General features: G+C 64.1%; 12 protein-coding genes and 1 tRNA gene. 4 read left to right on the top strand and 9 right to left on the bottom strand.

What is annotated here, in order from left to right; all coding sequences use genetic code 11:
* Nucleotides 1-199: 199 nt before the first annotated feature.
* The 3 genes from G7B69_RS16070 to G7B69_RS16060 all read right to left on the bottom strand — a co-directional run bounded on the left by G7B69_RS16070 (nt 200) and on the right by G7B69_RS16060 (nt 2,538).
* Entirely contained in the window at nt 200-844 is a 645-nt protein-coding gene (locus G7B69_RS16070; RefSeq protein ID WP_166181100.1) for a HEAT repeat domain-containing protein, read from the bottom strand.
* 98 nt (nt 845-942) lie between these two features.
* Nucleotides 943-1,500 (bottom strand): DUF305 domain-containing protein, encoded by a 558-nt coding sequence (locus G7B69_RS16065; RefSeq protein WP_166181098.1) that lies wholly within the window; start codon nt 1,498-1,500, stop codon nt 943-945.
* A 189-nt stretch (nt 1,501-1,689) separates the two neighbouring features.
* Complete coding sequence (locus G7B69_RS16060; RefSeq protein ID WP_166181096.1) at nt 1,690-2,538, bottom strand: hypothetical protein; 849 nt, start codon at nt 2,536-2,538, stop codon at nt 1,690-1,692.
* Between the two features lie 470 nt (nt 2,539-3,008).
* On the opposite strand from G7B69_RS16060, the gene G7B69_RS16055 reads away from it, so the two are divergent.
* Together G7B69_RS16055 and G7B69_RS16050 are read left to right on the top strand one after the other, a co-directional pair.
* Entirely contained in the window at nt 3,009-3,704 is a 696-nt protein-coding gene (locus G7B69_RS16055) for a class I SAM-dependent methyltransferase (RefSeq protein ID WP_166181095.1), read from the top strand.
* A gap of 128 nt (nt 3,705-3,832) precedes the next feature.
* Nucleotides 3,833-4,648: a class I SAM-dependent methyltransferase gene (locus G7B69_RS16050; RefSeq protein ID WP_166181093.1), complete on the top strand. Its 816-nt coding sequence runs from the start codon at nt 3,833-3,835 to the stop codon at nt 4,646-4,648.
* 239 nt (nt 4,649-4,887) lie between these two features.
* Here the strand turns inward: G7B69_RS16050 and G7B69_RS16045 are convergent.
* Nucleotides 4,888-4,977 (bottom strand) — tRNA-Ser (locus G7B69_RS16045).
* A gap of 170 nt (nt 4,978-5,147) precedes the next feature.
* Between G7B69_RS16045 and hspQ the strand changes: the two genes are divergently transcribed.
* On the top strand, nt 5,148-5,528 hold the full coding sequence (gene hspQ, locus G7B69_RS16040) for a heat shock protein HspQ (protein WP_166181092.1): 381 nt from the start codon (nt 5,148-5,150) through the stop codon (nt 5,526-5,528).
* 3 nt (nt 5,529-5,531) lie between these two features.
* Here the strand turns inward: hspQ and G7B69_RS16035 are convergent, their stop codons facing one another.
* Nucleotides 5,532-6,425 (bottom strand): ABC transporter permease, encoded by an 894-nt coding sequence (locus G7B69_RS16035; protein WP_166181090.1) that lies wholly within the window; start codon nt 6,423-6,425, stop codon nt 5,532-5,534.
* A gap of 82 nt (nt 6,426-6,507) precedes the next feature.
* On the opposite strand from G7B69_RS16035, the gene G7B69_RS16030 reads away from it, so the two are divergent.
* On the top strand, nt 6,508-7,173 hold the full coding sequence (locus G7B69_RS16030) for a GcrA family cell cycle regulator (RefSeq protein ID WP_166181089.1): 666 nt from the start codon (nt 6,508-6,510) through the stop codon (nt 7,171-7,173).
* A gap of 1 nt (nt 7,174) precedes the next feature.
* Here the strand turns inward: G7B69_RS16030 and G7B69_RS16025 are convergent, their stop codons facing one another.
* The 4 genes from G7B69_RS16025 to G7B69_RS16010 form a co-directional block, all read right to left on the bottom strand.
* On the bottom strand, nt 7,175-8,527 hold the full coding sequence (locus tag G7B69_RS16025; RefSeq protein ID WP_166181088.1) for an MFS transporter: 1,353 nt from the start codon (nt 8,525-8,527) through the stop codon (nt 7,175-7,177).
* Between the two features lie 148 nt (nt 8,528-8,675).
* On the bottom strand, nt 8,676-9,737 hold the full coding sequence (locus tag G7B69_RS16020; RefSeq protein WP_166181086.1) for a class I SAM-dependent methyltransferase: 1,062 nt from the start codon (nt 9,735-9,737) through the stop codon (nt 8,676-8,678).
* A gap of 34 nt (nt 9,738-9,771) precedes the next feature.
* Complete coding sequence (locus G7B69_RS16015) at nt 9,772-10,722, bottom strand: SDR family oxidoreductase (protein ID WP_166181085.1); 951 nt, start codon at nt 10,720-10,722, stop codon at nt 9,772-9,774.
* Between the two features lie 5 nt (nt 10,723-10,727).
* Nucleotides 10,728-11,597: an SDR family NAD(P)-dependent oxidoreductase gene (locus G7B69_RS16010; RefSeq protein ID WP_166181083.1), complete on the bottom strand. Its 870-nt coding sequence runs from the start codon at nt 11,595-11,597 to the stop codon at nt 10,728-10,730.
* Nucleotides 11,598-11,607: the final 10 nt, after the last annotated feature.

The following is an 11,607-nucleotide window of genomic DNA, read 5'->3' as shown; positions in this document are numbered from 1 at the left end:
CGTTCGATCAGCAAGGCCCTGCCTCCGCTTTACGATCAGTTCGCCAGTTTGCATTGAAGCGGCCTCCCTTGCAACTCTGCCCGCCCGGCTCACCGACTAGCCTCGATGTTCCGTCCGCTAACCACCCATTGCGGACATCAGTACAAAATGACGCGAGCCATCAGAGCAGCCTCTGGCCAGCTTCAGGTCGGCGCCGACATCATCCTTTGGAGGACCTTGTCTGGCCCAAGGCGACTTGCTTGCGAGCGGCCTTGAGGGAGATAGCGAACCCCACGTTCGGATCATGAAACAGCCGCTCGGTAGCTAACGCATGCACTCGAGTGTCGTCGTCGCCGCGCCTAATTGCAGTCCCAAGAATGGGCATGGAAGCTTCGTGCCCCAATCCAACAATGGCTCGACTCAAGCTGAGCTGAGTTTCTTCGTCTCCACTTCCAAGGCGAGACGCCAGCTTTTCTGCCAGCCATTTGCGCTGACCCTCCGGAACAAGAGCCACGGAGGCATACCACGCTGTCCGCATCACTCGCTCATCTTCATCATCAAGCATCGCCGCGACCGCCTGCCATGCTGACGGGTCCCGAAACTTGGATAAAGTGTGGAGTGCCTGGCCGCGGGCTTGCGCTTCTTTGCGCGACAACTCGCCAATCAACTTGGGCACGACAATCTCAGCAGGCAGGCGGATCAGCGCCCAAGTGAGCATTTCACGAACTTGAAAGTCAGGCTCGACAGCGCATTGCTCCAGCAGGGTGTCGAGGTGAAGTAACGACGGATTTATGCCTGCCTTGAGAGCAGCATTGAGCCGAACCGAAGGATTAGGATCTGCGAACGCTTGGTTGAGTGTGGCCATCGTCACTCACAATCAAATGGGCGCGCTCCGAGGGACCGAATAGATGTGTTCCCGATCCGCTGGTCTAGCCTAACCCCCGCAACGTCCGCTTTCCACCCTTATCGGACAGCCTCTTCGATCTCCGGCCACATATTGGGCGTGACCTCCGCCGTTCTCGGCGGGAGTGCAGTAGTCCCGCGGCTGCCATGCGCGTCGATGTCGGCGATCAGCGCCTTCATCTCGGCGATTTCGCGCACTTGCGCCTCGATGATGCCGTCGGCCAGCTTGCGCACACGCGGATCGGTGATCGTCGCCTTGCGGGCGTTGTTGATGGCGATCGAGTGGTGCGGGATCATCGAGCGCATGAACGCCGTGTCGGCGATCAGCGCCTGGCTGCGGTTGACCGCCAGCAGCGCCACCGCGCCGACCAGCGCGGCAGCCAGCACGACGACCTTGGTCGTCACCCCCCGGTACATCGGCCACATAAAGACGAGCATCACCCCGGTCATCACGCAGCCCATCACCAGCGAGGCGACTAGCCGGTTGAGGCTGAACATCGCGTGGTCCCACTCATAGACGAGCTGGTACATCAGCGGAAACATGATCGCCGTCGAAACGGCGATCATCGCTGCGAACTTGCCCCACCCCATCATCGGCTTAGGCTCCTGATGCTCCATAACCTCTCCTGTGCATGAGCAAGGAGACAACGCGCCGGTGGCAACTAGGTTCACCGCACGTTGCCGGGTAAGCGAATGTCCGCTTTCCACCCACAGCGCACCAGCCGCCTTCGACCCATTGCGGACATACCCTGGTCGGGTAAAGGCTCGACCCTGCCAGGCACAACCGGCCCGAAGGATCGAGACTAGCTAGAAGGCGTAGTCCAATGCGACGGCAACCGACTTTGTCTTGCTCTTGATTGTAGTGGCTCCGAGCCTAGCCGTGGGGTTCAGCGTCACCGTTCCGTAATCGGCAAAGGCATATCGAGCCGACACCGAAAGGCGCTTTGTAAGCTGGTCGGCGAGACCAGCCGCCAAAGTCCCGCCTAGTCGCGTGACGGTGTCCTTGCGGCTTTCGGCCGACAGTATCATGCTCGGCGGAAACAACGGACTTGGGTCGGTGAACAGGTGGACCGGTTTGAGAGGACCCTTCACAGTGTAGAGCTCCGGAAGACTGTAGGACATACGCAGCCACTGCACCGCCGGGCCGCCCCCTATCCAAGCTCGCAGCGGTCCTGCAACGAACCCTGCTTTGAATATCGAGGAAACGGCGGGCCCGCTTTTGACCGATAGGTCGAGTTTCTGCTGTTCGGTGTATGTGGCGGTCATGAAATCCGGCACGCCCCATTCGCACGGGGCAACAGGATGGCCGAAACGAGGATAGCAAATCTGGGCCCTATAGACCACGGTGGTGCTCGCATCGGCGGAAAGTGTCTGCTGTGAGCTGCCGACCGTGAGATGTACTTCGGCGCCAACGAATAGGCTTGTTCCGAGCGGCTGTTCGTAGTCGACACCAAAGTACGGCGTGTAACGGTCGTCTTCCGACACGCTGTGGAAATCGGTTCGAGGGGCCAGAGAACCCAGCAGCGCACCGTCGACGTCGAGCTTCTCGGTGCTTCGTTCGGCTCCGACGGACACTCGGAAGTTGCCGCGCTCGGCGTGAGCCACGCCGCCAACCATCGACAAACCAAGAGCAATCAGAACCGCAAGCTTGAACAAGACTCGCTTCCCATCTCGTCAGATTCCACTGGCCTTCGATGCAGTACGTATCTCTCGCACCTGAGACCGCTAAGCTGATATAGGATAAGTTACTTAGGAGTGAGGCTGAGCGCCCGTGGAGATTGCAGCGGACTTGATGTGTGACGCGCCTCAGAGTGCTCGATCGACCTGCGTTGTGGATCGTTGCCACGGTTTCGAGTTGGTTGACTAACGCCGCCATTTCCTGATCCCGGCCGGCCTGAACCGCCATTGCGGAAGCACTGTGCGGCCAATAGAGGGGATGGTTGTCCGGACGCCTTGACTGGCCCGCCACGCCGCTGACGCGATGCTGCGGCGCAAGCAGCGCTTCACTGCCTAGGGAACGCTGGCAGGACCGTGTCGCAGGTGTTCGGTAGAGTCGAACAGGGCCGGGTCTCGCGCGACATCTCCCGATATTCCGTCGCGCTGGATTCTGTGTTCTATAAAGGGTTATGGCAACCCTTCCGCAAAGCGCGCGGGAAACTCGGGCGCAGACCTATTTCAGCAAACCGGCGCGTTATCTGCGCCGCAACCACCGGGTCAAACTCCGCGCCGAACTGGTCGCGGACATACTCGGAGACACGGCGGGCAAGCGAATTATCGACCTCGGCTGCGGGGATGGTTCGATCAGCGAAGCCCTGCATGGTTCCCTGACGCTCGTGGACAGTTCCCCCGGCATGATCGAGGTCGCGCGTCGAAGGTTTGGCAAGCGCGCCCGCTACGTTTGCGCCGACCTCCACGCCGTAGAGCCCGAGGCGCACGACATTGCGCTGTGCATCGGTGTGCTGGCCCACGTTGACGACACCGCCCGCACGCTCGATGCGGCTTACCGCAGCCTTCGCCCCGGTGGGTTGCTGATCCTGCAACTGAGCGACCATTCGCAAGCGGTGGGGCAGCTCAATTCGTTCCTCGTCTCGCTGTCCGGGAAACTGCACTACAGACGCACGACGCTGAAGTCCGTTCTGGATCGTTGCCACGGTTTCGAGTTGCTCGACTGCCGCCGGCATTTCCTGATCCCGGCAGGTTTGCAGCGCCTTTGCGGCGGCGCCGCGCTGCCGATTGAGAGGCTGGTCGCTCGCACGCCATGGTTGGCCGACCACGCCGCCGACGCGATGCTGCTGCTGCGCAAGCATCACTTCATCGAATAGAGAACGCTGGCCACGATTGCGTCGCTGGTGTTCCGTTGGGTCGATCATGGCCGGGCCTCGCCCGTCATCTCGCCGATGGGGCCGCATTGGGTGGTGGCGTTTGCGGTAACCTCTTGATAAAGGCGCGCATGGCTACTGACACGCTCCGCTCGCTCGACACCCATTTCGAGTTCGGCGAAAACTGGACGCAGTTCCTTCACTACGTGGACGAAGGCGCAATCGAGGAAGCCGCCCGTGGCCTTCTCAAATTGCTGCCGAGGGAGCGCATCGAGGGTTCCAGTTTCCTCGACATCGGTTGTGGTTCGGGCATTCATTCGCTGGCTGCCGTGCAACTTGGCGCCAAGGAAGTCGTGGCGATCGACATCGACCCCAAGAGCGTCCGCGCCGCCGAAAAGCAGCTTTACTATTGCCCCAACGCCCGCGCCGAACGGCTCAGCATTTTCGATGCCGACCCTGCCGTGCTCGGCACCTTCGACATCGTCTATTCGTGGGGCGTCCTCCACCACACCGGGGCGATGTGGGACGCGGTCGAGAAGGCGGCGCAGTTCGTCAAGCCGGGCGGATTGTTCGCCATCGCGCTCTACCAAAAGACCCCGATGTGCGGTGCGTGGCGCGTCGAGAAGCGGCTCTATACCGCCGCGCCAGGTCCGCTTCGTTGGCTCGCCCGGATGCTCTACAAGGCCGCATACATTGCGCGCATGGTCGTCACCGGAAAGAACCCCTTGCGGACCATCAGGGCCTACAAGACCTCGCGCGGCATGAATTTCCACACCGACGTTCACGACTGGCTCGGCGGCTACCCTTACGAATCCGCCACGCCCGCCGAGATCAAGGCGCATATCGAACCGCTCGGCTTCGAGCCGTACAGGGAATTCCCCTTACCGTTCGGTATCGGCGCCTTCGGCACCGGCTGCTGCGAGTTTGTCTTTCAGAAGATCAACTGAGGCGGTGATCAGACACAGCATTTGGCCGTTCGTGCGAAAAGCATAGAATTGGCGGGAGAGTTCCGGATCGCGATCACCTTCAGCCAGAGGGCGCCTCACCCTGAAGTTGCTCACCGCGATCTGAAGTCGTTCCAAGCAGATCGGCCGTCGCTGAGCGCACTAGCGCGGCCTCTATCGGGGAGCAGTTATGGGAACCGTGACCCTGATTCGTAAAAAACACCAACAAGATCAACGTATATTGGCGGAGAGGGAGGGATTCGAACCCTCGGAACCCTTACGAGCTCAACAGTTTTCGAGACTGCCCCGATCGACCACTCCGGCACCTCTCCGCAGGCGCGCATTGGACGCCAAATCGGCGCCCGGTCGGCAAGAAAGCGCGGCGGTTAGCGGATGCTTTTGGGCTTGCCAACCCCTTGTTCCCAAAGCGGTCAAATTACTGGGGCATAGCCGCTAGGGGGAACCTTGTTTCACGTCCCCGGTAATCTATATCCGCATGTCCATGGAACGATCCAACTTCTATTCGCCGCAGGCCGGGCGCAGGCTCGAAGCGCCGCGCCATTGTGAAGCGCGCTTCGCGATCGGCGATGTCGTGCGCCACAAGCTGTTCGACTTTCGCGGCGTGGTGTTCGACATCGATCCGGTCTTCGCCAACAGCGACGACTGGTACGAGGCGATTCCCAAGGACTTGCGCCCGCGGCGCGACCAGCCGTTCTATCACCTCCTCGCCGAAAATGAGGATTCATCGTACGTCGCCTATGTCAGCCAGCAGAACCTGCTCGAGGACAGCGACGGCGGTCCGATCGACCATCCGACGGTGCCCGAGCTGTTCGAAGATTTTGCGGAGGGGCGTTACCGCCTGCGCCGCAGCTTGACGCACTAGCGTTTAGCTCTTGAGCTTCCAGCCGCTCTTCAGGATGCGGTAGCAGGCCACCGCGAACACCAGGTTCAATATCCCGACGCCGATCGCCGCGCCGATCACGGCGTGGTTGGTGTTGCCGATGTCGCTCTGGCCGAGGAAGCCGAAGCGGAAGCCACTGATCAGATAGAAGAACGGGTTCAGGCGGCTGATCGACTGGAACAGCGGCGAAAGGTTGCTGATCACGTAGAACGTGCCCGAGAGCAGCGACATCGGCGCGACGACGAAGTTGGTGACCGCCGCGTTGTGGTCGAACTTCTCCGCCCACAGGCTGGTGAGGAAACCGAGGAACGACAGGAACGCCGAGCCCATCAGCCCGAACCAGACAATTGCCCACGGGTGCGCTGCGCGCAGCTCGACGCCCGGCCACAGCGCCATCGCCAGGGCCAGCGCGCCGCCAACCATCACCGCGCGGGTAATCGAAGCGGCAACGATCCCGGTCATCAACTCGGCATTGCTCAGCGGCGGCATCAAGAGATCAATGATCGTGCCCTGGATCTTGCCGGCGAGGAGCGAGAAGCTCGAGTTGGCAAAGGCATTCTGCATCATGCCCATCATGATAAGGCCCGGTGCCACGAAGGTGGCGAACGGCACCCCCAGCACCATGCGATTGCCGCGGCCCATCGCCACCGTGAAGATCACCAGGAACAGCAGCGTGGTGACGGCCGGGGCCCAGATCGTCTGCGTGTGGACCTTGAGAAACCGGCGGACCTCCTTAATATAGAGGCTCCACAGTCCGATCCGGTTGATCCCGGTGATCAGCGGCTGACCTTTGGGCGGAAACTCGCGTCGCGCCTTCCCGTTGAGTTGGGACGATCCGCTTGAAGCGGCAGGCAGCGCGGCGGGGGCTTGATTGGCCATCGGGCGCCGACTATCGGCAGCGCCCCGAGCTGGCAAGCCGCGCAAGGGTCGCCCAGACATATTTTGAAGGTATCGACACTAGATGAACTGGACCGACGAACGCATCGCCACGCTGACCAAGATGTGGGAAGGCGGCGCCACCGCGAGCCAGATCGCCGACGAGCTCGGCGGCGTCTCCCGTAACGCAGTGATCGGCAAGGCGCATCGCCTGGGCCTCAAGTCGCGCCCCTCGCCGGTCAAACCGAACGAGGAAAAGATCCCCACCAAGAAGGCACCCGATCCGGCGCCCGCGGCCAAGATGAAGCCCAAGGTGAAGGCTCCCCTGCCCGCGCCCAAGGCCCCTCAAGCCGCCGCGCCCAAGCCCGCCGGCGACATTCCCAGCCAGCCGCTGCCCGATCCGCGGCCGGACATGCCCAAGATCGTCTCGGTCGGCCCGGGCGGCTTCCTGCGCCAGGGCCCCGGCGATCAGCAGGCGCCGATCCCCCCGGCCCCGCCGCGCCGCTTGGTGCCGGCCAAGCCGAGCCCGGAGATTGCCGACAAGACGAGCCTGCTCGATCTCAACGACCGCGTCTGCCGCTGGCCGATGGGCCACCCGGGCGAAGCCGACTTCCACTTCTGCGGCGAAAAGGTGAACCCCGGCTTCCCGTACTGCGTCGAGCATTGCGGCCGCGCGTACCAGGCGCAGCTGCCGCGCGGTGCCCGCCGGCCCCCGCCGCCGCTGCCGTTCGGCGGGCCGCGCGTACGCTAGCCTAGGCTAGCGCCGTCCGCGCCCGCCGCGCCGGCGGCACGTGCCGGTCGACGATCAGCGGCGCCGCCATGATCAGCGCAGCGCTCACCGTCAGCACCGCGAAGTACGGCACTGTGCTGCCGTGCCCGAGGTCGAGCAGCCAGCCGCCAAGGCCGCTGGCCGAGATAGCGCCAACGCGAGCCACAAATATCCCGAAGCCGATCCCGGCGGAGCGGCACGATTGCGGATAACCGTAAGTCATCAACGCGTACATCGAGGCCATTCCCGCGCTGAAGATCGCCGCGGTGATCCCGACCATCACCACCACCAGCAGGCGGTCGTCGGCCGAAGGCGCGACGGGCAACCGCTCGACCGTGATCGCCAGCACGATGAATGATACGACAAGCGTCGCGCTGATGGCGGCCATGACCGCCTTCGACCCGAAGCGGTGCACCAGCAGGCCCGCGGCAATCGAGGAGACGATCGAGGTCAGCCCGCCGATCGAGACGGCATTGCCGGCCTGCGCCAGCGTGAAGCCCTTCGCGGTCAGGAACGTTGTCGACCAGTTGAGCACCCCGTAGGCGCACAGGGCGCACGCCGCGAAGGTTATGCCGATGCCGATGTTAAGCCGCAGGTTGGAGCGGTGAAGGACACCGATCGGCGATCCTCCAAGGACATCGGTCGCGTGGGTCTCGGGCTGAAGATCTACCTCGCTTCCGAGGAGCTTGGCGGCTGCGCGCCTGGCTTCCGCCGGCTTGCCGCGGACGAGCAGGAACGACGGGCTGTCGCGTAGCGCGGCGACGATCAGCACCACAATCAGCAAGGTCGCCAGCCCAAAGGCGATGAACGCTCCGCGCCAGCCATAATTCGTCACGAGGTCGGGCGCGAGCCAGCCGACCACGGTGCCTCCGGCCGGCGTGCCAACCGAAAGCGTGGTCACCGCGACCGAGCGCCAGCGGCCAGGCAGCCACTCGCCGGTCATCGCCATCGCATTCGAATAGGCCGAGCCGAAGCCCAGCCCGCCGACAACGCGCCACACCGCGAGCGACCAGACACCGTCGGCCAGGCTCGCCCCGGCGGTGGCGAGGGCGAAAACCGCCGCCGCGATCGCCAGCGACCAGCGCCGGCCGACCGCGTCGCCGAGCCACCCGCCACTCCACGCGCCGAGGCCGAAGCCGACCAGCGAGGCGCTCATGGCGATGCCGAAGGTGCTCTTGGCGACGCCGAAATCGGCGATCACCTTGGGCGCGATGATCCCGAGCAGCTGCTGGTCGATCCCGTCACAGGTGAGCACCAGCATGCAGATCGCGAAAGTCGCGATCTGAAAGGCGCGCAGGGGTGCCCGCTCCATCGCTTCGCTGAATGTTGTCGCCATCGCCCGCCCTCTCCCGCTTTGCCTCTGTTTCGGCGACGGTACGCCTCGCGTCAACCTCGGGCGCAGCGTGCGTAGGCCTTCCCGGCCGTCGCAAACTCCCAACCTGGTGCTGCGCGAAAGTCCGGCGCCTTCCGCGGGGCTTCTGGTGTCAGGCGGTCACCTCGAGCACCATGTTGGTCGGCGTCTCGGCCGCGCGGCGGACGTTGGCGAAGCCGGCTTCGCGGCACACTTCGGTCAGCCGCTTCTGGCCAGCCTGGGCCCCAAGCCCAAGACCGACCGGTTGGGCCAGCGAGGCCGGCGTGCACACCGTGCACGAGGCGGCATAGAATATCTGCCCCACCGCGTGCATGTTCTCGGCCATGCTGTCGCCCGCCATCGGCTCCACGAGCATGAATGTGCCGCCAGGCGCGAGCGTCTCGCGGATGTGCCGCGCCGCTCCCACCGGATCGCCCATGTCGTGCAGCGCGTCGAAGATGCAGGCGAAGTCGAAGCCCTCACCGGGATAGTCCTGCGCGCTGGCGACTTCGAACTTCACGTTGGTCACGCCGGCCTGGACCGCCTTGGCCCGCGCGGCGTCGATCGACGGGGCGTGGAAGTCGATGCCGTAGATCGTCGAGTTGGGATAGGCCTGCGCCATCAGGATCGTCGAGGAGCCGTGGCCGCAGCCGATATCGGCGACCTTGGCCCCGGCCTTGAGCTTGGCCTCGACCCCGTCGAGCGCCGGAATCCAGTTGTCGACCAGGTTCGCGGCGTAGCCCGGGCGGAAGAACCGGTCGGTGCCGCAGAAGCAGCACTGGCTGTGCTCGCTCCACGGCCTACCCTTGCCCGACTTGAACGTGTCGACCGCCTTGTCGAGCAACTCGAACTGCGAGAACACGATCTGGATGAAACCCTGCATGCACGCGGGCTGTCCCTCGCGGCTGAACACGAGCGCCTGTTCGGGGGTGAGTTCGAACGTCTCGTTGTGCGAGTGGAACGCGATGTAGCCTGCTGCCGACACCGAGCCGAGCCATTCGTGCAGGTACTTCGGGTTGAGCCCGGTCTTCGCCGCCAGCGCGTCGCAAGTCAGCGGACCGGCACCGTCCATCGCCGCGAATACACCCGCCTGGTCGCCGAGATAGGCCATGAACAGGCTCATCGCTCCGGCCACATCGCCGATCACCTTGCCGATCTGCTGTTCGAGCCTGGCTTCGTCGATTGCTTCGCTCATCGTTCATTCTCCACCATTGCGGCCCGGTGGTTGTTCACTGCCCTCCCGCCGGGCTTTCCGAGCCGAGGTCGAGCTTCATGTCTTCGCTGCTCTCCTGTGGCACCGGGCGGTTGCCGGGCGCCATCAGGTTGCGGACCATCTCGGCGCGCATGTTTTCGAACTTCACGCGGCCGGGAGTGGGCTCGTCGGTCGGGAAAGCGGCCTCGATCTCGCGGTGGCGCTGCTTCACTTCCTCGAGGAATTCCCGGTTGGTGAAGATGTAGAAACGGTTGTCCTTGATCGCCGAGACCACCGCCTTGCCGGTGTCATACGGGTCGATCGCCCCGCGCATGGCGTCCCACAGGTCCTTGAGGAACTGCGGCGCGCCTTCCTCCTTGATCCGTTCGGGATCGTCCTCGGGCAGCGGCACCAGTGCAGTGCGAGTGGCGCCCGGAAAGAGGCAGGAGACGCCGATGCCCTTGGGCGCGAGCTGCATCCGCAGGCTCTCGGAAAAGCCGCGCACGGCATACTTGGCGGTCGAATAGGCGGCCAGACCCGGCAGCGGCACCACGCCGGCCATGCTGCTGGTGTTGACGACGTGCCCGCCCTCGCCCTGCGCGCGAATGATCGGGACGATGATCTTCGTGCCGTTGACCACGCCGCCGAGATTGACCGCGAGCGCCCGGTCCCAGTCGTCAAAGTCCTCGCCGGCCGCGGTGCCGCCGCCGTTGACGCCGGCGTTGTTGCACAGCACGTGAATCTTGCCGAACGCGTCGAGCGTCTCCTGCGCCGCGGCGCGCAAGCTGTCGCGCTCGGCGACGTTGGTCTTGACGAAATGGACCGCGTTACTGCCTGCGAGCTGCACCTTGGCCTTGGCGATGTGCTCGTCGTTCCAGTCGGCGAGGCTGACCTTCATTCCTTCCTCGAGGAAGGCGCGGGCCATGCCCAAGCCGATCCCGCTCGCTCCGCCGGTGATGAAGGCGACCTTGCCGGTCAGGTTTTCCATCCGCGCTATTCCTCTCTGAAGCGGTTGAAGTCGGGCATCGCCTCGGTGCGATCGGGCGTCGCCGCCAGCACCGCCTCTGCCCGCGCGCGCATCGCGTTTTTGAACATGCCGTGGGTCACGAGGTAGGTCGCATTCGACAGGATCCCGTCGGCGACGAGGTTGCCGACCTCGACCGGGTCCATCCAGTCGTCGCCGACGATCCGCCGGCTGAGCCGCGCCTCGCTTGCGCTGTAGCCGCTGCCATCGCGGAACTGTTCAGGCCGGTTCTGCTGTGCCTCGTGGATCCGGCTCTTGACCGGACCGGGCAGCAGAATCGACACGCCGATGCCCTTGGTGCCGAGCACGCCCTTCACCGCCTCGCAGTAATGGCACACGGCCGCCTTGCTGGCGGCGTAGATCGCCAGTTGCTCGGGCATCACCACTTCAGCGGCGAGGCTAGCCGTGGATACGATGTGCCCGCCGCGCCCATGGGCGATGATCTGCGGCACGAATTCGACGAAGCCGTTGATCACCCCGCCTACGTTGACGCCGAAGCCGAAGTCATAATCGGCATAGGTCGCCTCGAGGACCGGGCCTTCGAGTCCGACCCCCGCGTTGTTGACGAGAATGTCGATCCCGCCGAACTCGTCCTGCATCTGCTCTGCGGCTTCCCGGTATCTCGAACGGTTGGTTACATCGAGCTGGAGCGCGCTGACCGCATTCGATTGCCCTCCCCCGGCGAACTCGGCGAGCGCATCCTCGATGTGATCCTGCCGCAGGTCCGCCAGCACCACCTTGGCCCCGCGCGCGACCATGACCTTGGCGATGCCGAGGCCGATGCCACTGGCCCCGCCGGTGATGAACGCGGTCTTCCCCTCGAAACTCGTGATCGGCATCGGCGCTTCC

Origin of the sequence: Croceibacterium segetis (assembly GCF_011320115.1) — a bacterium.
In the GTDB taxonomy this organism is placed as follows: domain Bacteria; phylum Pseudomonadota; class Alphaproteobacteria; order Sphingomonadales; family Sphingomonadaceae; genus Croceibacterium_B; species Croceibacterium_B segetis.
The sequence above is the reverse complement of the archived record's forward strand: the minus strand, read 5'-3'. Positions and strand labels throughout refer to the sequence as shown.